20 protein-coding genes and 1 CRISPR repeat array are annotated in these 26,109 nt (G+C 66.9%); of the genes, 14 read left to right on the top strand and 6 right to left on the bottom strand.

The annotated features are described in order from the left end of the window. The first annotated feature begins 1 nt into the window (after position 1). From cas7e to cas2e, 7 genes are read left to right on the top strand one after another with little or no spacing between them, the layout of a single operon-like run. A complete protein-coding gene (cas7e, locus tag IV112_RS13790) occupies positions 2 to 1,066 on the top strand; it encodes a type I-E CRISPR-associated protein Cas7/Cse4/CasC (protein ID WP_304004178.1) in 1,065 nt (354 codons plus the stop codon). Between the two features lie 4 nt (positions 1,067 to 1,070). Continuing rightward, complete coding sequence (cas5e, locus tag IV112_RS13785; RefSeq protein ID WP_304004176.1) at positions 1,071 to 1,829, top strand: type I-E CRISPR-associated protein Cas5/CasD; 759 nt, start codon at positions 1,071 to 1,073, stop codon at positions 1,827 to 1,829. 2 nt (positions 1,830 to 1,831) lie between these two features. Next, on the top strand, positions 1,832 to 2,545 hold the full coding sequence (cas6e, locus tag IV112_RS13780; RefSeq protein WP_304004174.1) for a type I-E CRISPR-associated protein Cas6/Cse3/CasE: 714 nt from the start codon (positions 1,832 to 1,834) through the stop codon (positions 2,543 to 2,545). 44 nt (positions 2,546 to 2,589) lie between these two features. Beyond that, the gene (locus IV112_RS13775) at positions 2,590 to 2,913 is read left to right on the top strand and encodes a type II toxin-antitoxin system prevent-host-death family antitoxin (protein ID WP_304004173.1); all 324 of its coding nucleotides are present in this window, start codon (positions 2,590 to 2,592) and stop codon (positions 2,911 to 2,913) included. Beyond that, positions 2,897 to 3,412, top strand: coding sequence for a DUF3368 domain-containing protein (locus tag IV112_RS13770; RefSeq protein ID WP_304004171.1), 516 nt, complete (start codon positions 2,897 to 2,899; stop codon positions 3,410 to 3,412). Before IV112_RS13775 ends, IV112_RS13770 begins: the two co-directional genes overlap by 17 nt. Positions 3,413 to 3,414: 2 nt before the next feature. Beyond that, entirely contained in the window at positions 3,415 to 4,341 is a 927-nt protein-coding gene (gene cas1e, locus IV112_RS13765; protein ID WP_304004169.1) for a type I-E CRISPR-associated endonuclease Cas1e, read from the top strand. After that, on the top strand, positions 4,322 to 4,618 hold the full coding sequence (cas2e, locus tag IV112_RS13760; protein ID WP_304004167.1) for a type I-E CRISPR-associated endoribonuclease Cas2e: 297 nt from the start codon (positions 4,322 to 4,324) through the stop codon (positions 4,616 to 4,618). Before cas1e ends, cas2e begins: the two co-directional genes overlap by 20 nt. Positions 4,619 to 4,708: 90 nt before the next feature. Continuing rightward, a CRISPR array of direct repeats spans positions 4,709 to 10,420; the repeat unit is 29 nt; unit sequence CCGTTCCCCGCATGCGCGGGGATGAACCG. Between the two features lie 239 nt (positions 10,421 to 10,659). Here the strand turns inward: cas2e and IV112_RS13755 are convergent. Continuing rightward, a complete protein-coding gene (locus IV112_RS13755; protein WP_304004165.1) occupies positions 10,660 to 11,229 on the bottom strand; it encodes a PEPxxWA-CTERM sorting domain-containing protein in 570 nt (189 codons plus the stop codon). 22 nt (positions 11,230 to 11,251) lie between these two features. Then, positions 11,252 to 12,898 carry a PhoX family protein gene (locus tag IV112_RS13750; RefSeq protein ID WP_304004163.1) on the bottom strand — a complete coding sequence of 549 codons (1,647 nt, stop codon included), beginning with the start codon at positions 12,896 to 12,898 and terminating at the stop codon, positions 11,252 to 11,254. A gap of 194 nt (positions 12,899 to 13,092) precedes the next feature. Between IV112_RS13750 and IV112_RS13745 the strand changes: the two genes are divergently transcribed. After that, on the top strand, positions 13,093 to 13,998 hold the full coding sequence (locus IV112_RS13745; RefSeq protein ID WP_304004161.1) for a tRNA nucleotidyltransferase: 906 nt from the start codon (positions 13,093 to 13,095) through the stop codon (positions 13,996 to 13,998). A 211-nt stretch (positions 13,999 to 14,209) separates the two neighbouring features. Here IV112_RS13745 and argJ read toward each other — a convergent pair whose 3' ends face one another. Beyond that, positions 14,210 to 15,451, bottom strand: coding sequence for a bifunctional glutamate N-acetyltransferase/amino-acid acetyltransferase ArgJ (gene argJ, locus IV112_RS13740; RefSeq protein WP_304004159.1), 1,242 nt, complete (start codon positions 15,449 to 15,451; stop codon positions 14,210 to 14,212). A 316-nt stretch (positions 15,452 to 15,767) separates the two neighbouring features. Here argJ and IV112_RS13735 point away from each other — a divergent pair, with 316 nt between their 5' ends. Genes IV112_RS13735 through IV112_RS13710 form a run of 6 tightly spaced genes read left to right on the top strand, consistent with a single transcriptional unit; the run spans position 15,768 to position 23,322 of the window. Beyond that, positions 15,768 to 17,111 (top strand): esterase-like activity of phytase family protein, encoded by a 1,344-nt coding sequence (locus IV112_RS13735; protein WP_304004157.1) that lies wholly within the window; start codon positions 15,768 to 15,770, stop codon positions 17,109 to 17,111. 58 nt (positions 17,112 to 17,169) lie between these two features. After that, positions 17,170 to 18,345, top strand: coding sequence for an esterase-like activity of phytase family protein (locus IV112_RS13730; RefSeq protein ID WP_304004156.1), 1,176 nt, complete (start codon positions 17,170 to 17,172; stop codon positions 18,343 to 18,345). A gap of 18 nt (positions 18,346 to 18,363) precedes the next feature. After that, positions 18,364 to 19,788: an endonuclease/exonuclease/phosphatase family protein gene (locus IV112_RS13725; protein ID WP_304004154.1), complete on the top strand. Its 1,425-nt coding sequence runs from the start codon at positions 18,364 to 18,366 to the stop codon at positions 19,786 to 19,788. Between the two features lie 48 nt (positions 19,789 to 19,836). Then, positions 19,837 to 20,556: a PEP-CTERM sorting domain-containing protein gene (locus IV112_RS13720; protein WP_304004152.1), complete on the top strand. Its 720-nt coding sequence runs from the start codon at positions 19,837 to 19,839 to the stop codon at positions 20,554 to 20,556. Between the two features lie 26 nt (positions 20,557 to 20,582). Continuing rightward, on the top strand, positions 20,583 to 22,478 hold the full coding sequence (locus tag IV112_RS13715; RefSeq protein ID WP_304004150.1) for a bifunctional metallophosphatase/5'-nucleotidase: 1,896 nt from the start codon (positions 20,583 to 20,585) through the stop codon (positions 22,476 to 22,478). 28 nt (positions 22,479 to 22,506) lie between these two features. Beyond that, a complete protein-coding gene (locus IV112_RS13710; RefSeq protein WP_304004148.1) occupies positions 22,507 to 23,322 on the top strand; it encodes an FxDxF family PEP-CTERM protein in 816 nt (271 codons plus the stop codon). Between the two features lie 23 nt (positions 23,323 to 23,345). On the opposite strand, the gene IV112_RS13705 is transcribed toward IV112_RS13710, so the two are convergent. The 3 genes from IV112_RS13705 to IV112_RS13695 form a co-directional block, all read right to left on the bottom strand. Next, positions 23,346 to 24,800 (bottom strand): HDOD domain-containing protein, encoded by a 1,455-nt coding sequence (locus IV112_RS13705; RefSeq protein ID WP_304004145.1) that lies wholly within the window; start codon positions 24,798 to 24,800, stop codon positions 23,346 to 23,348. Between the two features lie 120 nt (positions 24,801 to 24,920). Then, the gene (locus IV112_RS13700; RefSeq protein WP_304004143.1) at positions 24,921 to 25,346 is read right to left on the bottom strand and encodes a universal stress protein; all 426 of its coding nucleotides are present in this window, start codon (positions 25,344 to 25,346) and stop codon (positions 24,921 to 24,923) included. A 31-nt stretch (positions 25,347 to 25,377) separates the two neighbouring features. Beyond that, on the bottom strand, positions 25,378 to 26,103 hold the full coding sequence (locus tag IV112_RS13695; RefSeq protein WP_304004141.1) for a sulfite exporter TauE/SafE family protein: 726 nt from the start codon (positions 26,101 to 26,103) through the stop codon (positions 25,378 to 25,380). Positions 26,104 to 26,109: the final 6 nt, after the last annotated feature.

The following is a 26,109-nucleotide window of genomic DNA, read 5'->3' as shown; positions in this document are numbered from 1 at the left end:
CATGTCCCGTTTCGCCCAGTTGCACATCCTGACCAGCTATCCGCCCTCCAATCTGAACCGCGACGACACCGGCCGACCGAAAACGGCGCTGATGGGTGACGCCTTGCGCCTGCGCATCTCCTCGCAGAGCCAGAAGCGTGCATGGCGAACCTCCGATATTTTCGAATCCGCACTGGCGGGGCATATCGGAACGCGCACCAAGGACATTGGCAAGCAAATACACGCCGATCTCATCGCAGCCGGTGTCGCCGACAAAACCGCCCGGGAGTGGGCGCGCCAGATCGCAGGACAGTTCGGAAAGCTCAAGTCGGACAAGAAATCCGACAAGGACGAAGACCTCCAGATCGAACAGCTTGCCCACTTCGGCCCGGAAGAGATCGAGTCGATCAACGAACTCGCAAGCGCATGCTCCGCCCGCAATGCAGGGCCCACGGATGAAGAGCTCAAACTGCTACGCCTGCCGCGCAAGGCTGCAGACATCGCGATGTTCGGCCGCATGCTGGCAGACAGTCCGGCCTACAACGTCGAAGCCGCCGTGCAGGTTGCTCACGCCATCACCGTGCACAAGAGCGCTGTCGAGGACGACTACTTCAGTGCAGTGGATGACCTCAACGATGGTCAGAGCGACCGTGGGGCGGCACACATTGGAGAGCGCAGCTTCGGTGCCGGCCTCTTCTACATCTATGTGTGCATCGATCGGGAGTTGCTTAAGGAGAACCTCGGCGGCGACGAGGCACTGACCGGCAAGGCAATCGAGGCACTGGTCCATGCCATCACCAAGGTATCGCCCACTGGCATGCAGAACAGTCACGCTTCACGCGCCTATGCCAGTTACGTTCTCGTCGAGAAGGGCGACCAGCAGCCGCGCTCGCTGGCGCAATCATTCCTGAAGCCGGTGCAGCCGCGCAACGATGGCGACATGCTGACGCTCGCAGTCAAGGCGCTCGAACAGCGGCGGGAGAATTTCGACAAGGTGTACGGTGCTTGCTCGGACGCGCACTACGCGATAAACGTGGAAACCGGCGAGGGCACTCTGGACGCCCTGGTTCAGTTCGTCCGGACCTGACGCCATGCGTTTCCTAATCTTTCAGCTGCAGGCTCCGCTCGCGTCTTGGGGCGATACGGCAGTCGGTGAGTATCGACCGAGCCGGGACTACCCGGGGTTGTCGGCGCTGGTCGGGTTGCTCGGGGCGGCCCTCGGCATTCGAAGAGATGACGAGGCTGCCCACGCGGCGCTGCGCGACCACTACGCCTACACCGTCGGCATCCAGTCAGCCGGCGATCTGCTGCGCGACTTTCACACCGCGCAAGTACCCAGTCAGGCAACGCTGAAGAAGCGCGCACATGCATCGCGTCGCGACGAGCTCGCCATACCCGGCCACGATCTGAATACCATCCTTTCGACGCGCGACTACCGTCAGGGTGCTGCATGTGTGGTCGCCGTCGAGGCCGGCGAAACGGCTGGCTACTCGCTCGAGCAGCTGGCTCACGCGCTGCGCCGGCCGCGTTTCACGCTGTATCTCGGCCGCAAAAGTTGTCCGCCTGGCGCCCCGCTGTTCCCGCAGGTGATCGAAGCGGCTAATGCCGAAAGCGCTTTCGAGACGTATCTCGACCGGGTCCGCGCTGAACTCGCGCACCAAAGTCCGGCACCGGATCGCCCGCTGTTTGAGCCGCCCCCGCCCCTCACCCGCCTTGCCTGGGGCGTCAATGCGACCGTCGGCCGGGCGCCGGACCTCACCACGACGCGCAAGGACCACCCGCTCAGACGCAAGGGCTGGATGTTCGGTGATCGCACTGAATATGTCGCACTGATTTCGCAGGAGGGCTGACCGTGTACTTCAGTCTCGTTACGCCCGAACCGGGCCTTGAGCGCGACGCCGCTCACGAATGGCTTCAGGGCGCATACAGCGAACATCAACTGCTGTGGCGGTTCTTTCCGTCACCACACGGTACCAGGCGCGATTTCCTGTTCCGGCGCAGGGATGTAGATGGCGTGCCCCGCTTTTATGTAGTGTCTCAACGCAGCCCCCAAGCGCCGCACCCCGCCTGGCATGTTCAGACACGCGGCTACACGCCAGATCTTGCAGAAGGCACGCGTCTGAACTTCGAATTGCGCGCCAACCCTGTCATTGCGCGCGGATCCGAGGGCCGCGGCAAACGGCACGATGTCGTGATGGACGAGAAAAAGCGTCTGCTTGCCGCCAGAGGTCTCACAGACTGGGCAGCCTGGACGCCCGGTCGCAAGACAGCAAACGGCGAGGACGACTCCCGCCCGGAACTGGCGGAACTGGTTGCACACACCTGCACGGCCTGGCTGCAAGCCAGAGCCGAAAGACATGGTTTCTCGCTCGACTGCTCATCGTTACGCGTCGAAGGCTACACACAACATGGCGGCAAGAAGGCTCAACTGCGCTTCAGCACGGTCGACTTCAACGGGGCGCTGATCGTCACCCATCGTGAACGCTTCGCCCAAACACTGCGGGAGGGTATCGGTCGGGCCAAGGCATTCGGCTGCGGACTGCTGTTGGTCTGTCGGGACGATTAATTTGTTCTATCATTTGATGGCACAAATTTAATCCGGAACTGATCATGGAAACCTTCACTGTCCGCGACTTGCGGGAACGCACCGGCGAACTGATTCGCGGCGCGGAAGAAGGCAGGCTGTCCGTGGTGACCAAACATGGAACGCCTGTCTTTATTGCCGTGCCCTTCGACGAGACGCTGCTGCGCGAAGGTGTCGCGACCGCGCTGGCAGTGCGTTTGTTCGATGAGGAACACGTGTCCCTGGGCAAAGCAGCAAAGATGGCGGGGCTTTCGGTCGGACAGATGACGGACCTGCTGGCCAGCTACGGCATCCCGGTCATCCGGACGACACGCGAGGAACTGGAGCAGTCGCTTGCCGATTTCGGATGAACTGCGTCAAATCGTTGTTGCCGATGCCGGCCCGCTGATCGCGCTCGGCCGCATCAACGCCCTTGATCTGCTGCCGCGCCTGTTCTTGCGCGTCGACGTGACCGAAAGCGTGATCGCCGAATGCCTCGCAAGACCTGACCTGCCTGATGCCGCGCGCATCGCACATGCGCTGGAACAAGGATGGCTTCGGCGCTGCCCGGACCTCGCCGGTACGACGTCTGCTGCGCTCGATGCAGGTGAATCGAGTGCGATTGCGTACGCGCTTGCGGCGGGTATCGGCATCCTGATGGATGACCGGGTCGCCGTCCTGCATGCCCGAGCCATCGGCCTGAAAGTGATCGGCACACTTGGCGTTCTGCTCATGGCGAAGAAGCACGGTCACCTTGCAGCGATTGCACCGGTCATCGATCTTCTTGCCGCAGGCGGCCACCACCTGAGCGGATCTGCGATCACCGCGGCACTCGCCTTGGCAGGCGAAATCGCAGACGATCAGCCATAACGATGCTGCCGCCGCTCAAACCCATTCCGATAAAGGAGAGGCTTTCCATCGTTTTCGTCGAGAAGGGCGAAATCGACGTGGTGGACGGCGCCTTCGTCGTGGTTGATCAGCAAGGCTTTCGCGTGCGCGCCGTGCTCACGCACATCCCGGTCGGCGGTGTCGCCTGCATCATGCTGGAGCCGGGTACCCGCGTTTCGCACCGCGCCGCCGCCCTGGCTGCGCGCGTCGGTACGCTGCTGGTCTGGGTCGGCGAAGCAGGGGTTCGCCTCTACTCGTCAGGTCAGCCCGGAGGTGCACGCGCCGACCGCCTGCTATATCAGGCGAAGCTTGCGCTGGATGAGAACCTGCGCCTGAAAGTAGTACGGAAGATGTATGCCCTTCGTTTCGGCGAGGAGCCACCCGCTCGTCGCAGCGTCGAACAGTTGCGCGGCATCGAGGGCGCGCGAGTGCGACGGACCTATCAGTTGCTGGCGCAGAAATTCGGCGTGCAGTGGAAGGGCCGCGACTATAACCCGGAGGATTGGGACGTATCCGACCTGCCCAATCGCTGTCTGTCATCCGCCACCGCGGCACTTTATGGTGTTACCGAAGCCGCCGTGCTGGCGGCGGGCTACGCACCCGCGGTGGGCTTCATCCATACCGGAAAGCCACTGTCATTCGTCTACGACGTAGCCGACATCTACAAATTCGACACCGTCGTGCCGGTCGCATTCAAGATCGCGGCGAGCAACCCGCCCAATCCGGAACGCGCAGTGAGGCTCGCCTGTCGGGACATCTTCCGACAGAGCCGCCTGCTCGAACGCATCATCCCGGACATCGAAGACATGCTGGCGGCGGCCGATCTTCCGCGTCCACCTGAGCCCGAAGGACTGGTGGGCCCCGCCATCCCCAACCCGGACAGCCTCGGCGATGCTGGTCATCGTAGTTGAGAACGCGCCGCCGAGATTGCGCGGAAGACTTGCAATCTGGCTACTCGAAGTGCGTGCGGGCGTCTACGTGGGCAACTACTCGCGCAAACTTCGGGAACACATCTGGGAGCAAGTCGAAGCGGGCATCGAGGATGGCAATGCGGTACTCGCCTGGACGAGCAACAACGAAGCCGGTTTCGATTTTCAGACGCTCGGCACAAATCGTCGCGAGCCCGTGGAATGGGATGGTGTGAAGCTCGTGAGCTTCTTTCCGGCTCAAGACGACTCCGGTCTTTAACAACCGAAACACATTCCCCTGGCATGAGCTTTTGCCGGTAGATTTTTTGCAGTCGAAATTTCCATGGTTTTTCATGGAGATGGAGATAGTCCGTTCCCCGCATGCGCGGGGATGAACCGAGTCAAAAACGTAGAGCTTTGGTTTCTGCCGTCCGTTCCCCGCATGCGCGGGGATGAACCGGTTAGGAAGAGCCGCCACCAGAGCGGGCTTCACCGTTCCCCGCATGCGCGGGGATGAACCGGTATAGGCGCCCGCCGAGGGGAACGTGAAGGTCCGTTCCCCGCATGCGCGGGGATGAACCGTTCGGCACCCGGGTGCAGAGCACCTTCACGGGCCCGTTCCCCGCATGCGCGGGGATGAACCGACATCGCCAACCCGCTGCGGGACAACCTCGCCCCGTTCCCCGCATGCGCGGGGATGAACCGACATCGAACCCCTGCGCGCACGCATCGCGGAGCCGTTCCCCGCATGCGCGGGGATGAACCGCGTGTGACGTCGGTAATGGGCATTGCTCTTGCCCGTTCCCCGCATGCGCGGGGATGAACCGAGTTTCCGTTCGGCGTCGCCACGCCCGCCCAGCCGTTCCCCGCATGCGCGGGGATGAACCGGCAGGTAACTGACATGTTTTTCCGAAACCTGCCCGTTCCCCGCATGCGCGGGGATGAACCGTTGTACGGCTGCTATCGCAATGTGCGCATACGCCCGTTCCCCGCATGCGCGGGGATGAACCGCTGATGAGCTCGCCGCCGACGTAGCACAGCGTCCGTTCCCCGCATGCGCGGGGATGAAGCGGCTGTATTCATTGGCGCAGATCCACTTCATCCCCGTTCCCCGCATGCGCGGGGATGAACCGGCCACGACACTCGCCTACGAGATGCCGCGCAACCGTTCCCCGCATGCGCGGGGATGAACCGAACGGGGTCGGATTCGCTCCGGCTACCGCGCTGCCGTTCCCCGCATGCGCGGGGATGAACCGGTGACCAGCTGGTCGACCGGCGATTCGATGCGCCGTTCCCCGCATGCGCGGGGATGAACCGGGCTCGTTGATCAGCGCATGCATCGTTGCCCACCGTTCCCCGCATGCGCGGGGATGAACCGACGACCGGCGCGCAGACCATTGCAGACGTCAACCGTTCCCCGCATGCGCGGGGATGAACCGCTGTCGTTGCGGGTGGCGCGGCATGGACAGGGCCGTTCCCCGCATGCGCGGGGATGAACCGGGTCATCCCGTCACCGATCCTGACGAAATCATCCGTTCCCCGCATGCGCGGGGATGAACCGCGTTCTACTTCGGACGCGTGGTCGGCAAACCGCCGTTCCCCGCATGCGCGGGGATGAACCGGTGGCCTCGGTGAAGCCCGACCAGCCGGTGACCCGTTCCCCGCATGCGCGGGGATGAACCGTACTGCGCGCCAGTCTCGGACCGGAACAGGCGTCCGTTCCCCGCATGCGCGGGGATGAACCGCCCAGGTGCAGGCCGGCTCACCTACGCCGGCACCGTTCCCCGCATGCGCGGGGATGAACCGGCCCTCGCCAATCAAGCCGAGTTCGAATCGCGCCGTTCCCCGCATGCGCGGGGATGAACCGTACTCGGACGCAATGGACTTGATCAGGCTCACCCGTTCCCCGCATGCGCGGGGATGAACCGCCATCCCTGCGGCTTGTTCAGCTGGGATTCGACCGTTCCCCGCATGCGCGGGGATGAACCGGCCGCCGCGTCGGTCGTCTGCTCGAAGCACCACCGTTCCCCGCATGCGCGGGGATGAACCGCCGTCTTGAACTGGCCTTCGGTGACGGCGGCACCGTTCCCCGCATGCGCGGGGATGAACCGTGATATGCGCGGTAGTTGCGCGTGACGACGGTCCGTTCCCCGCATGCGCGGGGATGAACCGTCTGAACACCGCGCTGGTTACTGCGGATAGCGCCGTTCCCCGCATGCGCGGGGATGAACCGCTGCCGGTGTGGAACGGCAGCACCTGGAGCGCCCGTTCCCCGCATGCGCGGGGATGAACCATGTCCCCTTTCTCTGTGCGCTCCTCCTCCTCGCCGTTCCCCGCATGCGCGGGGATGAACCGGGGACGACGTGCCGTGCGTTAAATGCGGCGGCCCGTTCCCCGCATGCGCGGGGATGAACCGTAGGCGATGGCGATCATCGCGACCAGCTGCAGCCGTTCCCCGCATGCGCGGGGATGAACCGGTCGTGCAGCGCCCGCAAATCACGCGAGTGTGCCGTTCCCCGCATGCGCGGGGATGAACCGCATCGAAGCGCAGGGTGCCAGCGCAGCCTCGCCCGTTCCCCGCATGCGCGGGGATGAACCGCGCGCCTGCACGTTGGCGTGGCGCGCCGGATGCCGTTCCCCGCATGCGCGGGGATGAACCGGTCGCCTGACTGCGCCAGCCAGTAGTTCATGTCCGTTCCCCGCATGCGCGGGGATGAACCGCCTGCGTATTGAGCGAGCACCTTAAGCGCCGCCCGTTCCCCGCATGCGCGGGGATGAACCGCGCCTCGGGCCGCAACGAGTTCAAACGATGGACCGTTCCCCGCATGCGCGGGGATGAACCGCCACCGGCGAGATAACCGTTTGCGGCAGCAATCCCGTTCCCCGCATGCGCGGGGATGAACCGCTGGTGTCGTCGACGGAGAGCAAGGCAGCCGTCCGTTCCCCGCATGCGCGGGGATGAACCGCCAAGATCGAGCGCCGGCAGATTCTGCCTACGCCGTTCCCCGCATGCGCGGGGATGAACCGCGCGCGCTCTCGATACTGCATGTCGATACCCTCCGTTCCCCGCATGCGCGGGGATGAACCGACCCATACGCGGCGCATCTGCCTGTATGAGCGCCGTTCCCCGCATGCGCGGGGATGAACCGATGCACCGCATCCCGCAATCCGCGCGAATACCCCGTTCCCCGCATGCGCGGGGATGAACCGTGTTCCTCGAAGGTATCGCGGAGATCGCCTCCCCGTTCCCCGCATGCGCGGGGATGAACCGGCAGCATCGTTGCTGCTGGCTGACGACGGCATCCGTTCCCCGCATGCGCGGGGATGAACCGTACCAGCGAATCGCAAACGCCCGAGCAAACGGCCGTTCCCCGCATGCGCGGGGATGAACCGTGCACGCCAACTCTCGGACTGTCTGGACACTACCGTTCCCCGCATGCGCGGGGATGAACCGCCTTGCAGGCGCTCGCACTCGCGCGGCGTGAGCCGTTCCCCGCATGCGCGGGGATGAACCGTCCGGGACGATGATGCCGGCCGTCGTGCCGAACCGTTCCCCGCATGCGCGGGGATGAACCGGTTCGCACGTTCTCATTTAAGGGGCTGACGCACCGTTCCCCGCATGCGCGGGGATGAACCGCCGGGGCTGTATGTCAATCTCAGCATGGTCGACCGTTCCCCGCATGCGCGGGGATGAACCGCTGACGTTGCAAAACAGCACCCCCGCTTTGTGCCGTTCCCCGCATGCGCGGGGATGAACCGCTGTACGACTGGGCGCGTGCCGACGGGTTCGCCCGTTCCCCGCATGCGCGGGGATGAACCGAATACCTACGGCATGAACATCGGCACGATGATCCGTTCCCCGCATGCGCGGGGATGAACCGTTACTTTGCCGAGCACGCGAGCGCTTCCGACACCGTTCCCCGCATGCGCGGGGATGAACCGTATTTGGCATATTCGGGGAAATCTTCGGTCAGCCGTTCCCCGCATGCGCGGGGATGAACCGGTCTTGCTGCCGCTGGTCAGCGTAACGCGACCCCGTTCCCCGCATGCGCGGGGATGAACCGGTCGCATCGGCCTCCCACAGGTCGATCTCGTGCCCGTTCCCCGCATGCGCGGGGATGAACCGTAGGTCGGCATGGTGAGCCGACACGTCATCGCCCGTTCCCCGCATGCGCGGGGATGAACCGTGTTCTATCCCGTCCAGCGAAAGATTCGAACGCCGTTCCCCGCATGCGCGGGGATGAACCTCCGATCCACGAACTGCGGGAAAGCGTCAGCTACCCGTTCCCCGCATGCGCGGGGATGAACCGTGTCTGCACGCGCACTGCGCGGACCGCACGACCCGTTCCCCGCATGCGCGGGGATGAACCGCACACCACCCCCAAAGACATCGACCGTTGGCAGCCGTTCCCCGCATGCGCGGGGATGAACCGTCCAGCGCGCACGACCTCGGCATCTTCCCGGCCCCGTTCCCCGCATGCGCGGGGATGAACCGCATGAGCAGCTTTTCCTCCTGGCGCAGCGCGACCGTTCCCCGCATGCGCGGGGATGAACCGGCCGCGACAAGGGCAGCGACGGCGGCTTCCGGCCGTTCCCCGCATGCGCGGGGATGAACCGTCGGATTGCTCGGGGGTGAGTTCGGGGGCGGGCCGTTCCCCGCATGCGCGGGGATGAACCGGCCGTAGAGGTGGGCGAGCGCGCTGCCGCCGTCCGTTCCCCGCATGCGCGGGGATGAACCGTTTCACCGCGATTTCCGACGGCGTTTCCGCAACCGTTCCCCGCATGCGCGGGGATGAACCGCATGCTTTACTCGACATGCAAACCATGTTTGTCCGTTCCCCGCATGCGCGGGGATGAACCGAACGGCATTTCAGTCTGCATTCCGACGCCTTCCCGTTCCCCGCATGCGCGGGGATGAACCGTTGCAGGCCTTGCACACCATCGAGTGCAGGCCCCGTTCCCCGCATGCGCGGGGATGAACCCAGATCAAATCACTCATCAACGACGCCGAAGCGCCGTTCCCCGCATGCGCGGGGATGAACCGACTGCCGTGTTGCTGTCGATGATCATGAGCGTCCGTTCCCCGCATGCGCGGGGATGAACCGACCGTCTGCCGCAGGTGGTCTGCCGGCTCGCGCCGTTCCCCGCATGCGCGGGGATGAACCGAAGTTGGCCAGGTCGCACTTCAGGTAATGGGCCCGTTCCCCGCATGCGCGGGGATGAACCGCATCTGCGTCGTGGTCTGACCGGAGATGCCGCCCGTTCCCCGCATGCGCGGGGATGAACCGCGGACGGCCGATCCTGTCTTCGTGCGCTGCATCCGTTCCCCGCATGCGCGGGGATGAACCGCAGCTGCTGCACGCCGACAGCGCGCGGCACGACCGTTCCCCGCATGCGCGGGGATGAACCGTTCTGCGCCGCGCGCAAGGAAACGCCGGTCGACCGTTCCCCGCATGCGCGGGGATGAACCGCATGTCCAGCGGCGTCATGACCCGCGACCTCGCCGTTCCCCGCATGCGCGGGGATGAACCGTGTTCATGTGGCATCGCCTTTCTGCCGCTCAACCGTTCCCCGCATGCGCGGGGATGAACCGTACCACGTCGCCCCGATCTGCCGCGACTTCAGCCGTTCCCCGCATGCGCGGGGATGAACCGGCAACGCCTATCGGCGTGACCCTGAACGTGGTCCGTTCCCCGCATGCGCGGGGATGAACCGTTCCGCGCCCTGCGCCGGTCCGACGACGGCGGGCCGTTCCCCGCATGCGCGGGGATGAACCGTGCTCCGGCGCCTCGTCGGCGGCCAGCCATGACCGTTCCCCGCATGCGCGGGGATGAACCGCCGGCGAAGAAGCGCTCATGACACACGAGATCCCGTTCCCCGCATGCGCGGGGATGAACCGGCGGCGCCCTTGCGGACATCCTCGACCCCCGACCGTTCCCCGCATGCGCGGGGATGAACCGGTGTGGACACCGCCGCCGCTGACCGAGTACTGCCGTTCCCCGCATGCGCGGGGATGAACCGTCGTTGTAGTCCTTGTCCAGCGCGTCGCTGTCCCGTTCCCCGCATGCGCGGGGATGAACCGGGCTTGCGCTCCTGGTAGATGAGCGGCTTGAGCCGTTCCCCCGCAGGCGCGTGGATTGAAACGTCTTGAACGGGAAGGTCCTAAAGGTCCTGCCCGGCCGTCATGGCATCGCCGCGACCAAGATCAGCGCAGAAGAACTGCTGCTCTCACTGCTCGAATTCAGCGACCCCAAGTCCGCCTGAGCGTCACGGGAACCGACGCACATGGTGCGCACCGCAGCGGATACACCGCCCCGCCCCTCAGCGACGTCGACGCGCCGCCGCGCTGAGCAGCCCCAGGCCGGCCAGCATCATGGCCCAGCTTTCAGGCTCGGGCACCGCGGCGGTCAGTGTCAGGGTGACCGGGCCGGTGGCGTTGGCGATGTCGAGCACGAAGTCGGTCTGGCTGCCGTCGAGGAACCAGTCGCCGAGCGCGGCTTCGACGTATTCCGGGCCGCTGAAGGTGATGCGTGCGCTGTCGTGGCTGCCGGTGACGGTGGCGACCGAGCCGAAGGTGCCGCCGGCGCTGCCCAGTGTGTTGAACAGGCCACCGGATATCGTCAGCGTCAGGCTTTCGAAGCCCAGACCGATGTAATTGCGGACGATGGCGTTGAACGGCAGCAGCGGCAGGTCGCTGTCGTCGCGCGTCAGCGTGAGCGTAACCGGCAGCGTGTTGATCAGGCCGAAGTCGATGGACAGCATGTCGGGCGTGCTGAAGCTGGTGTCCACGGTATTACCGTTGGCGGCGACGACGTCGAGCGTGTAGGCGTGGGCGACCGGGGCGAGTGCGAAGGCGCAAAGTACGGCGGCGAAGGTGTGGCGAATGTTCATGTGATGGCTCCCGGATCGGTGCTTAGAGATTGCCCCTGGCCCACGGGCCGGTGATGGCCACGGTGATGCCCGGCGTCTGCATGTTCACGAACAGCACGCGGCCGGTCGGGTCGAAGCAGGCGCCGCAGAATTCGTAGTTGCGATAGTCGGCCGCGGCCACGGTCTTGCCGGCGGCGGCGATCTGGTCGGCGGCAAGGTTCACGTTGTTCTTGCAGAAGATGTAGGCCTCGCCGGCCGGGTTCAGGCCGAGCAGGCGGTTGCCGGTGCCGTAGGCGTCGGTGGTGCCGCCGCCGTCTTCGCACAGCAGCACGCCGCCGCGCGGGCTGACGGTGACGTTGTCCGGGTTGTTGCCGGCGGTCTGGTTGCCGCTGACGAAGATGGCGCGCAGGCGCATGGTGGCCAGCGTCAGTTCCCACACCGCACCTTCGCCCTGGCCGACGCGCGAGCGGCTGTCGGTGCCGGCGGCGGTATCGACGATGAACATCTTGCCGGCCGAATACCAGATGCCTTCGCCGCGGCTCATGCGCGCGCCGCCCTGGCTGATGGCCTGGTGAGTGGGGCCGGACATGAAGGCGAGGCTGACGCCGCCGGGCTGGCCGGCGACAACCACCGGGTCGGCGTCCGGGTTGGCGATGTCGACCCACTCCAGTTCGTACTCGTCACCGATGTCCGGGTTCAGCAGGCCCTGGTCGTTGGCCTGGGCCAGCGTGGCCGGCGCGGCCTTGCGCACGATGGTCTTGATGCGCGCCGCCTGCAGCTTGCCGCCGTTATGCAGGCTGCCCATTTCGCCCGAGGTGTCGGCCGGCACGTAGCGGAAGAAGGCCGACACGTTGCGGTTGTCTTCAGTTTCGTAGACGTAGCCGGTGGTCGGGTCGACCGCCACCGCTTCGTGCACGAAACGGCCCATGCCGATGATGGGGTCGGCGATCGAGTCGCCGGCGTCGGCGTCGACTTCGAACACATAGCCGTGCTTCTTGCCGCCGATGCCGGAGAAGTCGTAGATGGTTTCTTCGCAGGTGAGCCAGGTACCCCAGGGCGTCGGACCGCCGGCGCAGTTGCCCAGCGTGCCGCCGATCGAGCCGGTGGCACCGGCCCAGCCCGCGTCGCGGAACAGCAGATTGGTGGTGCCGCCGGCCGGGTAGCCGACGAAGGGCGCCGGTGCCGCCGCCGACGGGTCGGTCACGATTCCGCCGGCGCCGATGCGGATGGGCAGGCTGCCGTAGAAGACGGTGATGATGCCGTTCACCGGCTGGGTGGCGTAGCTGCGCGGCGCCTGGATGGCTTCCGCCGGCGTGGCGACCAGGCCGCGCTCATGGTTGCGCACCAGCACGAGTTCGGTGCTGCGGCCGGCGCGGCGCGACGTGACCACGGCCATGCCGTCGTGATTGCCGGGCGTCGGATTGCCGTCGCTCATGCTGTCGCCGGTCCAGCCGAAGCTGCGGTAGCTGAAGCCCGGCGGCAGTTGCAGCAGCGGCAGGCCGGTGGTCGCGTCCTTGACCGGCGCCAGCGCGCCGTAGGGCGACAGGGCCGACACCGTCTGCTTGCCGGTGGCGGCCAGCGCGTTCTGCGCATACAACGCGCCCATCAGGCCGGTGAAGCGGGTGGCGGCCAGCGCGCCGGAGCCCTGGAGCAGGCGGCGACGGCTGGGAGACATACAGGACGAGGACATTCGGGACTCCGGGCGCGGTGACGAGATTCTCATCATCGGCGCGGCGGGTGTCGACTGCGTGACGGCATCGGCGCCGCAACGTGGTCCGAACGGGCCATCGGTCGCGGCGGGCGGTGGACGGTCAGGCCATCGACGATGCACTGCGCCGCGACGGCGCCAGAATGCGCACCGGATACCCCACGAAGACGTCATTCATGAGCGCGAACCTCACCCCCGGACCGTTCGGCAAGTCCTTCACCGACCTGCTCGCCAGCCCCGCCCTCACCGTGCTGCGCATAGCGGCCCTGGCTGCGAGCCAGGACGACGGGCTCGACGAAGACACGCTGGACCTGATGTACGAACAGGTGGCCGCCGGCGTGCTGGTCGATCTCGCGCCCGAGCTCGCCTGGCGCGAACTGGCGCGCGGCCTGTCGGCGCGGGCGCCGTCGCGCATGCTGCGCGCGCTGCGCGAGTGCGATGCACTGGCCGTGCTGCTGCCCGAGGTCGACGCGCTGTTCGGCGTGCCGCAGATAGCGGACGACCCGGATCAGGTCGATATCGGCGAACACCTGCTGCGCACCGTCGATGAAGTGGCGCGCCGCGACGCGCCTTTCGCGGTGCGTTACGCGGCGCTGGTGTTCAACGTCGGCAAGTCGGATTCGCCGCGCGAGCACCTGCCGGTGCACTACCGGCACATCGAGCGCGGGGTGCCGCGCATCGAAGCGATCAGCGCGCGTTTTGGCGTGCCAGACGACTGCCTTGATCTGGCCTTGCTGGCCAACGCCGAATGCGAGCGCGTGCATCGCGCGGCGGAAATGCGCGCCGGTTCGATCACGGCGATGCTGGAACGGGTGGACGCCTTCGGGCATCCCGAGCGCTTCGACCAGCTGATGACCCTGTGCACCTGCGACTTCCGCGCCTACCCGGGACGCGCCTCGCGCCCCTACCCCAAGGCAGCGATGCTGCGCACCGCGCTGTCCGCCTGCCGCAACGTCGATGAAGCGGCGATTACCGCGGCCCACGGTGATCAGCGAAGCAGGGCAGCCGATGCCCTGCTCGAGGCACTTGCTCAGGCGGTGGCTGCGGCGCTGCGGTCAAGGCGCAGGGAGGATGCGGACTGACTGGCGCGTGTTCCGCGCAAGCGGCCGATTTCCGGGCTGCGTCGGCCGCCTGATCGCGAGCAGGCTCGCGCCCACGAGGTGCGGGCGCCGGCGGTGAATCGGCCGGGCTGCGCTCCGGGATCGACTTCGACCCTCACCTCCGGCCCCTCTCCCGCGGATGCGGGAGAGGATGGCGCGCAGCGCCGGGTGGGGGCTCAGCGCGTCGATGCGCTCAGCTGCGGTAGTCCGCGTTGATCTTCACGTAGTCGTAACTGAAGTCGCAGGTCCAGCAGGTGGCGCGGGCGTCGCCGCGGCCGAGCGCGACGCGGATCGTGATCTCGGCCGGCGCCATCGCGGCCGCGCCCTGCTCTTCCTTGTAGTCCGGGTTGCGGCCGCCGTCCTTCGACACGAGGAAGTCACCGATCCACAGGCTCACTTTCGACGTGTCGAGATCAGCCAGCGACGGGTGCGTCTGCGCGGCGTTGCCGACCGCGGCCAGGATGCGGCCGAGGTTGGGGTCGGACGCGAAGAAGGCGGTCTTGACCAGCGGCGAGTGGGCGATCGCGTAGCCGACCGCCTTGCACTCGGGCACGTCAGTGCCGCCTTCGATCTCGATGGTGATGAACTTGGTCGCGCCCTCGCCGTCGCGCACGATGGCCTGTGCCAGTTCGGCTGCCAGCGAGGTAACGGCGTCGGCCAGCGCGCGGCCGTCGGCGCTGTCGAGCGAGGTGATTTCGGCGTTGCCGGCCGTGCCGGAGGCGATGAGCATGAAGGAATCGTTGGTCGAGGTGTCGCCATCGACGGTGACGCAGTTGAACGAGCGGTCGGCGGCGTGCTTCACCATGTCTTCCAGCGCGGCCTGCGACACCGCCGCGTCGGTGGCGATGAAGCCGAGCATGGTGGCCATGTTCGGCTTGATCATGCCGGCGCCCTTGCTGATGCCGGTGACGGTGATCTTGCGGCCGTCGAGGGTGAGCGTGCGCGATCCGGCCTTGGCGATGGTGTCGGTGGTCATGATGGCGTGCGCCGCCTCGTACCAGTTGGCCTCGTCGAGATCGTCCATGCAGGCCGGGATGCCACGCTCGATGCGGTCCACCGGCAGCGGCTCCATGATGACGCCGGTCGAGAAGGGCAGCACCTGTTCCGGCGCCAGTTCGAGCGCGCGGGCGACCGCCACGCAGGTGGCGTGGGCGGCGACCAGACCCGGTTCGCCGGTGCCGGCATTGGCGATGCCGGTGTTGATGACCAGCGCGCGGATGTCGCTGCGCGACAGGTGGTCGCGGCACACCTGCACCGGCGCCGCACAGAAGCGGTTCACCGTGAACACGCCAGCCACGCGCGCGCCCGGCAGCAGCGAAATCAGGCACAGGTCGCGCCGGTTGGCCTTGCGGATGCCGGCCTGGGCGATGCCCAGACGGACGCCGGCAACCGGCAGGATGGATTCGGCGGGGGGCGTCTGGTAGTTCACGGGCATGGCAGGCTCGGTTCGCGGGAGGTAAAGCGCGGAGTTTACATGCAGGCCGCAGCCGTTGCCGGGCCGTGCACGGGGTCCGCGGCGTAACAGGAAGAAACGCATTCCGTCACACGGTCGTCATCTGCCGCGTGCGCGGGCGGCCGCGGCAAGGCCGCGCAGGCACCCCCACGTCGACACGCACGCCCCGGCCGGGCGCGGATTTGCAGGCGGCATGGGCCGAACGGCTCACCTGCCCTTCATGGCATTGAAAAGACCTCTCCCTATGGTCGGCGCGTTCCCGGCACTCCGCCGGCATGAAACCTGTGGGAGACACGACATGAACGCACGCACGCAACTCACCCTGGTGCTGGCCGTGGCGGCCGCCTTTGCCGCCACCTCGGCCAACGCCGCGCAGAACACGCTGTCCGGCTGGGCCGTGATGCCGGCCAACACCTTCGCCGACGGCCCGACCTCGGGTCAGTTTGCCGGCGCAGGTGCCGGCGGCAATCCGCTGCCGCTGGTCGACATGCAGCCGGTGCAGGGCTTCTCGGGCGTGCTGGCCGGCGCCAACGGCAGCTTCCGCGTCATCACCGACAACGGCTTCGGCGCGCAGGGCAATTCGGCCGACACGCTGCTGCGCAGCTACGCGGTGAATGTCGATTTCCGCACCGCGCTGGGCGGCAGCGGCACCGTGTCCGCCGCCAACTGGAATACCGGCGCCTCGCTGCCCGCCTTCAACGCCGCGAGCCGGATCACGCTGAGCGACCCGAAGAACCTGCTGAGCATCAAGGTCCAGGCCGACTACACGCACTACTACAACAACGCCGCCAACCCGCTGGTCGATCCGTCGATCAAGGCCGGCCGCCTGCTCACCGGCGCCGACCTCGACGTCGAATCGGTGCGCCAGGACAAGAACGGCAATCTGTGGTTCGGCGATGAATTCGGTCCCTACCTGGTGAAAACCGACGCTACCGGCGTGGTCCAGCGCCGCGAAATCGCGCTGCCCGGCGTGTTCGCGCCGCAGCACGAGGCGGTGCTGAACGGTTCGGTCACGAGCAACCTCGGCGGCTCGGGCGGCTTCGAGGGCATGGCCATCAACGCCAGCGGCGACAAGCTCTACACGCTGCTCGAAAAGACCGTGGCCGGCGATCCGGCGAAGAGCCTGCGCATCAACGAATTCAGCATCGACAGCGAAAGCTATACCGGCCTTGACTACCTGTACCAGCTCGAAGCCGAAGGCACCGCGATCGGCGACATGACGGCCATCGACGACCACCGCTTCCTAGTGATCGAGCGCAACGGCGGCACCGCCACCAGCGGCACGCCGTTCAAGAAGATCTTCATCGCCGACACCACCGGTGTCGCCGACGGCGGCTTCGTCACCAAGACCGAACTGGTCGACCTGATGAACATCGCCGACCCGGACGATCTGAACGGCGACGGCCTCACCACCTTCACCTTCCCCTACGTGACCATCGAGGACGTGCTCATCCTCGACGCCAACACGCTGCTGGTGATCAACGACAACAACTACCCGGGCACCGGCGGCCGCGACTTCGGTTCCGACCACACCGAGTTCCTGAAGATCAGCCTGGCCAACCCGGTGCCGGAGCCGGAAACCTACGCGCTGATGCTGGCCGGCCTGGGCCTGATCGGCCTGGCCGCAAAGCGCCGCCGCTGATCCTTCGCACCGGCCCCGCCGCGTCGGGGCCGGTTTGTCACGCCTGCAGGAATCCATCATGAAGAAACTGCTTCTGGCCACCGCCGTGGCCCTCTCGTTCGGCGCCGCACAGGCGGCCGACTTCTCGCTGCGCGTGATCGGCGCGACCTCGCTGCCGACTGGCACGCTGTTCCAGGGCGTCGAATTCGGCGGCATCTCCGGCCTCGACCGCGCCGCCGACGGCACCTACTGGGCGATCGCCGATGACCGCGGCGGCGAGCGCGGCACGCCGCGCTTCTACAACCTGTCGCTGGACTACGACGCCGCCGGCTTCAACGGCGTCACCATCAACAGCCAGACCTACATGCAACGGCCGGACGGCACGACCTTCCCGTCGAACGCCCGCACGGTGGACCCGGAAGGCATCCGCGTCGCGCCGAACGGCAATCTGTACTGGTCGTCGGAAGGCAACTGGAACGCGAACGCCGCCAGCCGCTACCAGCCCTTCGTCCGTGAAATGACGACGTCAGGCGTGTTCGTGCGCGAATTCGCCACGCCGGCCATGTACAACTACGTCGACAACGCCACCACGGGCGGGCGCAACAACAAGCTGTTCGAAGCGCTCACGGTGACGCCGGACGGCACGATCTACACCGCCAACGAAGACGCGCTGGTGCAGGACGGCCCGATCACGTCCATCAGCAACGGCAGCGTGGTGCGCCTGACCGCGCTCGACCCGGTGAGCGGCGCGGCCGGTGCGCAATATGCCTACGAACTGCCGCCGATTCCGGTCGACGCAGTGCCGGGCGCGCCCTTCGGCCCGGACAACGGCCTGCCCGAACTGCTGGCGATTTCCGACACGCAGTTCATCGCGATCGAGCGCGCCTTCGCCTTTGGCGTCGGCAACACCATCCAGCTGACGCTGGCGGAAATCACCGCCGAAACCACCGACGTGAGTAACTTCGCCAGCCTGGCCGGCGCCGACTACACGCCGATGCGCCGCACGCTGCTGCTGGAAATGCCGATCACCTACGAAGGCATCACGCTGGACAACATCGAAGGCGTGAGCTGGGGCAAGACGCTGGCCAACGGCAACCGCACGCTGGTGCTGGTCGCCGACAACAACTTCAGCGCCACGCAGAGCACGCAGTTCATCGCCATCGAAGTGAGCGCCGTCCCCGAACCCGAACAGTACGCGCAACTGCTGGCCGGCCTCGGCCTGCTGGCCTTCGCGCGTCGTGCCGCCCGTCGCTGAACCGACCAGGAGAGTCCGATGAAAGCCACGCTGAAACCGATCGTCGCCGCATTGCTGCTAGCCACCGCCGCCGGCGCCGCGCAAGCCGACACCGTCCGCTTCGCCACCTTCAATGCGTCGCTGAACCGCGACGCATCGGGCCAGCTGCTGTCCGACCTCGCCAACCCGCTGGCCAGCGGCGTCGGCACCACGGTCGCCAACCGCATCCAGCAGGCGCACAACGTGGCGGAAATCATCCAGCGCGTGAATGCCGACGTGCTGCTGGTGAATGAATTCGACTTCGACCTGAACGGCACGCCGACCGCCAGCAGCACGGCGATGGGTCTGGGCTATTCGAGCAACGCGTCAAAGCTGTTCCAGGACAACTTCCTGTCGGCTGCGCACGGCAATGCAGTGCGTGGCATGACCTCGGGCGTCGACTACGCCTATCGCTACACGCCGAACACCAACACCGGTCTGGCGTCGGGCTTCGACCTGAACAACAACGGCGTGGTGGCCGGCGGCGACGACGCCTACGGCTTCGGAAACTTCGGCGGGCAGTACGGCTTCACCATCTATTCGAAGTACGAAATCGTCAGCGTGCGCAGCTTCCAGACCTTTCTGTGGAAGGACATGCCGGGCAATCTGCTGACCAACGACCCGACCGCCAACAAGCTCGGCAATTTCTACTCGCAGGCCGAAATCGACGCGCTGCGCCTGTCGTCGAAGAACCACGTCGATGTGACGGTGCGCATCAACGGTCAGGACGTGCATTTCCTGACCGCCCACCCGACGCCGCCCACCTTCGACGGCGCGGAAGACCGCAACGGCAAGCGCAATCACGATGAGATCCGCTTCTGGGCCGACTACGTCGCCGGCGCCGATTACATCTACGACGACCAGGGCAATACCGGCGGTCTCGAAGCCGGCGCGAAATTCGTCATCGCCGGCGACTACAACGCCGACCCCTTCGACGGCGACAGCTTCAAGGGCACGGTCAATGGCGAGCAGTACAACGCCATCGGTCAGCTGCTGGACAACCCGCTGATCAACACCTCGGTCACCCCGTCATCCGACGGCGGCACCGCGGCGGCCGGCTACCCCAGCAACAACGGCAGCGCCAATCAGAGCCACGTCGGCGATCCGTCGCAGGACACGGCGGACTTCAGCGATGCCGCACCCGGCAATCTGCGTGTCGATTACGTGCTGCCGTCGGCGAATCTGGACGTCAAAGGCAGCGGCATCTACTGGCCGGTCGATCCGGACACTTCGGCGGCGAACAACACCGGCGACGCGTTCGATCTGGTCGGCACCTTCGGCAATCCGGGCCTGTATGGCGGCCTGCCCAGTTCGGACCACAAGGCGGTCTGGGTCGACGTGCAGGTGGTGCCCGAACCCGAACAGTACGCGCTGCTGCTGGCCGGTCTCGGCCTGATCGGCGCCGCCGCACGCCGTCGTCGCTGAAGCACCGCGGTCTCGCGAATCACCACTCCACCCCACAGAGGTCAGACCATGAACATGCAGAAACTGCTTGCCGCCACCGTGCTGTGCTTCACCGGCCTGTCGGCCCACGCGGCCAGCGTCGAGGCCATCCAGAACGCCACCGTCCAGCCGGGCGGCGTGCGCACCGGTGGCAGCGGCATCAACTTCTTCAACGTCGAAGGCGCCGACTACGGCAGCTTCGCGTCGTACGGCGTGGCGCGCTTCGACATCGCGTCGCTGAAGGCGCAGTTCGACGCGCAATACGGCATCAATGGCTGGGTGATCGACAGCATCAGCCTGTCGCTGACCCAGTCGAACGCCGCCTTCACTGCCGATGGCTCGGTCGATGTCTACTTCACCGGCAACGACACCGTCAGCATCGTGTCACCGAGCCCGCTGCAGTACCCGTTCGCCGGCGACTTCGCCGATGCGCAGCAGGTGATGAGCTATGAATTCGTTCAGGTGTCCAGCGGCACGGTCGACACCTACACGCTGTTCGATCGCGCTGCCGGCAACAACGCCGGCGCGCAGGCGCTGGCCGCCGACATCCTGGCCGATTCGCGCGTGACGCTGGCGCTGGTCGATGGCGACGGCGGTGTGGCCGCGACCTATGCCGGCTACAACAACAACACCTATGCCGGCCCCACGCTGAACATCGAAGTGAGCGCCGTTCCCGAAGCCGACAGCTGGGCCATGTTGATCGCCGGCCTCGGCCTGCTGTCGTTCGCCGTGCGCCGCAAGGCTGCCTGAGCCCGCCCCCCTTCCGGAGAAACACCATGCGTCTCAAACTTCTCGCGCTGGCCGTGGCCGGCATTGTCAGCCAGTCCGCCCTCGCCTGCACGCCCGGCACCCACAGCGCGAACGTACTGTTCGGCAGCACCGATGCCGGCGTGCCCAACCGCGTACTGGACGCCAGCTGCGCCACCGTCGACAGCCAGATCCGCGACGAGGACCCGTGGGGCAATCAGGCCGCCTTCATCGCCCACGTATCGTCGGTGACGCTGGCGCAGCAGAAGGCCGGCAAGATCAGTGCGGTCGAACGCGCCCGCCTGCTGATCGCCGCACGCAATTCGCAGATCGGCAGCACGCTGAAGGTGAAGCTGATCGCCTTCAACGACTTCCACGGCTACATCAAGCCGTTCGAAGGTTCGAGCAGCAACCCGGGTGTCACCCGCTTCTCGACCCGCATCAAGGAACTGAAGGCGCAGAACCCGCTGCACGCCGTGGTGTCGGCCGGCGACATGATCGGTGCGAGCCCGCTGACCTCGGCGCTGTTCAAGGACGAGCCGACGATCGAGGCGATGAACCGCATCGGCATCGACTTCAATGCCGTCGGCAACCACGAGTTCGACGAAGGCAAGGACGAACTGCTGCGCATGCAGCACGGCGGCAACCACCCGACTGACGCCTACTCCGGTCTGGGCATGAACGAGGATCTGAAGGGCGGCGAATTCGCTGGCGCGAAGTTCCGCTTCCTCGCCGCCAACGTACATGACACCGCCACCGGCAGCACCGTGTTCCCCGGCTACGGCGTCAAGGACTTCCTCGGCAACAAGGTGGCCTTCATCGGCATGACGCTGGAAGGCACGCCGAGCATCGTGTCGCCGTCCGGCGTGGCCGGCCTGCAGTTCAACGACGAGGCCGACACCGTCAATGCGCTGATCCCGAAACTGAAGGCGCAGGGCATCGAGTCCATCGTCGTGCTGATCCACGAAGGCGGCTTTGCGTCCGGCGGCATCAATGGCTGCACCGGTGCGTCCGGCCCCATCGTCGGCATCGTCAACCGGCTCGACCCCGAGGTCGACCTGGTGGTGTCCGGCCACACCCACGCCGCATACAACTGCCTGATCAACAACGCTGCCGGCCAGCCGGTGCGCGTGACGTCGGCCGGGCAGTACGCGCGCAACCTGAGCGACATCGATCTCACCATCGATACCCGCACGCGTGACGTGATCGCGGTGGCCGCCAACAACCTGGTCACCGGCACCACGACCGAAGAAGATGCGGCGCTGACCGATCTGGTAGCGCACTACGACGCGCTGTCCGCCGTGCCCAAGGCACGCGTCATCGGCACGATCACGGCGGCGATCAGCCGCTCGCAGAACGCGGCCGGCGAATCGGCACTGGGCGACGTGATCGCTGACGCCCAGCTCGACGCGACGGACGATGCGGGCACCGGCGAAGCCGTGGTGACCTTCATGAATCCCGGCGGCATCCGTGCCGACCTGCCGTTCAATACGCCGGATGGCAAGGTGACCTACGGCGACGCCTTCACCGTGCAGCCCTTCGGCAATTCGCTGGTCACCATGACGCTGACCGGCGCCCAGATCCGCACGCTGCTGGAAACGCAGTTCAACGGCTGCAACGGCCAGACCGCGACCCGCATCCTGCAGGTGTCGCGCGGCTTCCACTACGCCTACACCGCCGGCAACGCCTGCAACGCGCGCGTCACGTCGATGACCCTGGATGGCGTGGCGATCGATCCGTCGGCCAGTTACCGGGTGACGGTGAACAGCTTCCTCGCCGACGGCGGCGACGGCTTCGCCGTGCTGAAGGACGGCGCGCAGCGCCTCGGCGGTGCGGTCGATACCGACGCCTTCGAAGCCTATCTGCAGGCAAACCCGACCGGCGTCGCGCCGGGCCCGCAGAACCGCATCACCAAGAATGACTGACGCCCGCCCCTGATTCCGGAGAACAGAAATGAACCTGATCAAGACCTCGCTGGCGCTCGCGCTGGCCGCCACCGGCCTGTCCGCACAGGCTGCACACTTCCAGATCGTCGGCCCCAGCCTCGTCGGTGGCTATACCTATGCCGAAGCCACCACCAGCATGTTCGGCACGGTGTCGGCCGACGCCCTGGTCGATGACCTGTCCTCAGATCAAGCGCTGCTCGGCTTCGGCATGTACAGCGACTCGGCGACCGACGGCAGCTCGACCATCCGCTACGACTGGGTACGCGAAGTCACGCTGGACGCGCAGACCGACGCCTCAGCCGTCGGCTTTACGCTCGGCGGCACCTCGGTGCTCGGATTCGACGGCGTACAGGGCCTGCAGGGACTGGTTGAATCGTCGCGCGTGACGCTGGATACGACGCTGAAGATCGCGTCGGACGGCGAAGCTGCCGGCAGCGCCATCCGCATGCTGATCAGCGGCACCGCCGAGTCGCTGTTCTCGGCCAGCCTGTCCGTGATCCAGCCCGACACGTCCTTCAGCCTGATCGCGTCCTGGGGCGGTCAGTCGGTGAGCTACACCGGCAATGGCTCGATGGAAGCGTTCGATCTGAGCCTCGACACCGTGGTCGGCGCCGAGGTCACGCTGTCGCTGAGCTACATCACCCGCCCGGGCTGGGTGGGCGCGGCCATCGACATCCCCGCCGGCACCGTCCAGGGCTTCGAAGAAAGCGGCTTGATGGCCGGCACGCTGATGCTGGCGCCGGTGCCCGAGCCGGAAACGTACGCGCTGCTGCTGGCCGGTCTGGGCCTGATCGGCGCAGCCGCCCGCCGCCGTCGCGGCTGAGCCGCGCGCGCCGCGTACGCGCTTCAGCCGCGACGCGGTGCGGCCGCGGCGTCGAGCGCCAGGCCGGCCAGCTGCGCCAGATGCAGCAGCGCGTCCTGGGTGCCGGCCGGAAACGGCGGCCGTGACGGTGCGCGATCGATGTAGAGCACGCCGACCACCTGATTCTGCGCGTGCAGCGGCACCAGTATCTGGTGCCGCTCGCCCAGCGCAGCACGCAGGCGGGCCACCGAGGGCAGCCCGGGTGCGGGCACGTGGTCGGCATCGATATCGATGACGCGGCCGTGATCGACCAGTTCGGTCAGCGCGTCGCGCGGCGCACCGGCGAGCAGGAAAGTGAAATGGCGCATCAGCTGCTGCGCGCCGTGACCTTCGGTCGCGCGCGCAGCCAGTTGTGCGCGGTTGGGCGCGACCAGCGCGAGCACTGCGCGATCGGCACCCAGCGCGCGCCCTGCGCCTTCGAGCGCCAGATCGAGCACCGCGGTGCTGGCCGAACGGGCCGCCATCAGTGAGGTCATGCGGCGCGCAACATCCAGTTGCAGCAGCGGATCCGCCTCGGCGCCGTCGCCACCCTCCGCCGGCGCAGCATCGGATGCCGGTGTCGGCTGCGGAATGCGCGCTGCCGCGTCCTCGCAACCGTAGAAGCCGGCGATGCGGGCCGCCTCGCGAGCGTGCGCGGCGACCACCGGTGCGACGGTGGTGATGTCCTGCCGCAACACCCTGGCGTAATCGCGCATCGCGCCGCGTGCGCGTTCGCTGTCCCAGCCACCCTCGGCTGCCACGGCAAGCCGGTAGCCGGCGACCACCAGCGCCTCGCGGCTGTCCAGCCGCACGCCGTCGGCGCAGGCGTTCACGACCAGACCGGGCAGCGCCCATTCGCGCGCCAGCTGCTGTGTCAGCGTGCGCAGGCGAAAGCCCAGCACCTCCATCTCGACCTGTTCGGGCTGCGCCTTGCTCTGGCGCAGTGCCTTGTCCAGTTTCTGCCCGACCTCGCCGGAAAAGCACCAGAACGCCATCTCGCCGATGTGCGACAGCAGCGTCGCGATGAACACTTCTTCGGGCGACGCGTCGCCGCGCGCCGACGCGGCGTGCCGCGCATGTACCGCGGCGTGGAAACAGCGCGCCATCTCCGCCGCCACGCGCTCGCGCACGCCGCCGGCGAGAAAGGCGTCGATCAGCGCGACCGACACTGCGATATTGCGCACCGTGTCGAAGCCGAGCACGACGATGGCGCGCGAAATCGTGCTGACGCGCTGGCTTTCGCCACGGAAGAAAACGGAATTGGCCATCCTCAGCACGCGTGCGGTCATGCCGGCGTCGCGCAGGATGATGGTACCGAGCGCGGAAGTCGGACTCGCCTCGTCGCCCGCGACCTCGCCGATGGCGGCGAGCGTGGCGCTGAAGATGGGCATGTCCTGGCTGCGCAGGCGGTCCACCCAGGCTTCGAGCGGGTCGGATGCGGTGGCGGTGGGTGCGCTCATGGATGGGTGCGGGACACAAAAATTGACATCATGTCCCGCTAACGGCGCGCCACCGCGAATTCTTGAGGCAGCGTGCGAGCGGCCGGCGCACCTGAGCGGGCGCCACCGGCCGTACCGGGCTTACTTGACCAGCAGCACCGGGCGGTTGGAGTGGTGCAGCACGCCGCTGGCCACCGAGCCGAGGGCAAAGCTGGCGAGCGCGCCGTGACCACGACGGCCCATCACGATCATTTCGCAGTCGTGCTGTTCGGCGTAGCGGGCGATGGTTTCGGCCGGCGGGCCGACGTGCAGGTGCAGCACCGGCTCGATCTTCGCGTTGCGCAGGGTTTCCAGCGCCGAGCGCACGGCGTCCTGCCCTTCTTCGCGGTAGTAGTCGTTCAGCGCTTCACGGCTGACGTGGTGCTGCAGCAGGCCCCCCGGTACCGGGGCGTGCACGAACAGCAGGTGGATTTCGGGCTGATTGGTCAGCATGGCGGCAAGACGCAGCACTTCGGCCGTGGCGCGCACGCCATGATCGGAACCGTCTACGGCAAGGAGGATACGCATGGTGTTCTCGACACTTGTTATAGGAAGGTGTCTAAGTATGGCAGATGAGGCCGTTCCACAGCCCGTCGCCGAGCGTGGATGCCCGCGCCAGACCGACGATGCCGAAGCCGAGCACCAGCAGCCCGGCCACTCGCCGCAGCGCCGGATGGCGGGTCGCCGCACGCAGTCGGGTCAGCAGCATGCCGGCCAGCAGCAGGTTGGGCAGCGTGCCCAGACCGAAGGCCAGCATGATCAGTGCCCCGCTGCCGGGTGAACCCGACAGCAGCGCCAGTCCGAGCATGCTGTAGACGAGACCGCAGGGCAGGAAACCCCAGAGCAGACCGACGCCGAGCGCCTGCGCCGGCGTGCGCGCCGGCAGGAAACGCCGGGCCAGCGGCTGGATGCGCGCCCACAGCGGACGCCCCAGAGCCTCGACCGGCGCCAGCAGGCGCGTGTAACCGGCCAGATAGAAACCGAGCGCGATCATCATCAGGTTGGCGAGCACGTAAAGCGTCATCTGCACCGGCGCGGCGTCGCCGGCCAGCAGGCTGACGCCGCCGACACCGCCAGCCACCGCACCGGCCAGCGAATAGCTGGCGATGCGCCCGCCGCTGTAGGCCGCGTGCATCGCCAGCGCGGGCAGCTGGGCTCGCCAGCCGCGACGCACCGGCTGCGGCACGCCGGCCGAGATCGCCGACACGATGCCGCCGCACATGCCGGCGCAGTGCACACCGCCGAGCAGGCCGACGACGAAAACAGCTGCCAATCCGAGGTTCATTGAAGG

Origin of the sequence: Methyloversatilis discipulorum (genome assembly GCF_018780585.1) — a bacterium.
Taxonomy (GTDB): Bacteria; Pseudomonadota; Gammaproteobacteria; order Burkholderiales; family Rhodocyclaceae; genus Methyloversatilis; species Methyloversatilis discipulorum_B.
The sequence above is the reverse complement of the archived record's forward strand: the minus strand, read 5'-3'. Positions and strand labels throughout refer to the sequence as shown.

Bases quoted from the DNA above. Each gene is read 5' to 3' on its own strand.
- cas7e (WP_304004178.1), top strand. From the start codon at position 2: ATGTCCCGTTTCGCCCAGTTGCACATCCTGACCAGCTATCCGCCCTCC.
- cas5e (WP_304004176.1), top strand. From the start codon at position 1,071: ATGCGTTTCCTAATCTTTCAGCTGCAGGCTCCGCTCGCGTCTTGGGGC.
- IV112_RS13775 (WP_304004173.1), top strand. From the start codon at position 2,590: ATGGAAACCTTCACTGTCCGCGACTTGCGGGAACGCACCGGCGAACTG.
- cas1e (WP_304004169.1), top strand. From the start codon at position 3,415: ATGCTGCCGCCGCTCAAACCCATTCCGATAAAGGAGAGGCTTTCCATC.
- cas2e (WP_304004167.1), top strand. From the start codon at position 4,322: ATGCTGGTCATCGTAGTTGAGAACGCGCCGCCGAGATTGCGCGGAAGA.
- IV112_RS13755 (WP_304004165.1), bottom strand. From the start codon at position 11,229: ATGAACATTCGCCACACCTTCGCCGCCGTACTTTGCGCCTTCGCACTC.
- IV112_RS13750 (WP_304004163.1), bottom strand. From the start codon at position 12,898: ATGTCCTCGTCCTGTATGTCTCCCAGCCGTCGCCGCCTGCTCCAGGGC.
- IV112_RS13745 (WP_304004161.1), top strand. From the start codon at position 13,093: ATGAGCGCGAACCTCACCCCCGGACCGTTCGGCAAGTCCTTCACCGAC.
- argJ (WP_304004159.1), bottom strand. From the start codon at position 15,451: ATGCCCGTGAACTACCAGACGCCCCCCGCCGAATCCATCCTGCCGGTT.
- IV112_RS13735 (WP_304004157.1), top strand. From the start codon at position 15,768: ATGAACGCACGCACGCAACTCACCCTGGTGCTGGCCGTGGCGGCCGCC.
- IV112_RS13730 (WP_304004156.1), top strand. From the start codon at position 17,170: ATGAAGAAACTGCTTCTGGCCACCGCCGTGGCCCTCTCGTTCGGCGCC.
- IV112_RS13725 (WP_304004154.1), top strand. From the start codon at position 18,364: ATGAAAGCCACGCTGAAACCGATCGTCGCCGCATTGCTGCTAGCCACC.
- IV112_RS13720 (WP_304004152.1), top strand. From the start codon at position 19,837: ATGAACATGCAGAAACTGCTTGCCGCCACCGTGCTGTGCTTCACCGGC.
- IV112_RS13715 (WP_304004150.1), top strand. From the start codon at position 20,583: ATGCGTCTCAAACTTCTCGCGCTGGCCGTGGCCGGCATTGTCAGCCAG.
- IV112_RS13710 (WP_304004148.1), top strand. From the start codon at position 22,507: ATGAACCTGATCAAGACCTCGCTGGCGCTCGCGCTGGCCGCCACCGGC.
- IV112_RS13705 (WP_304004145.1), bottom strand. From the start codon at position 24,800: ATGAGCGCACCCACCGCCACCGCATCCGACCCGCTCGAAGCCTGGGTG.
- IV112_RS13700 (WP_304004143.1), bottom strand. From the start codon at position 25,346: ATGCGTATCCTCCTTGCCGTAGACGGTTCCGATCATGGCGTGCGCGCC.
- IV112_RS13695 (WP_304004141.1), bottom strand. From the start codon at position 26,103: ATGAACCTCGGATTGGCAGCTGTTTTCGTCGTCGGCCTGCTCGGCGGT.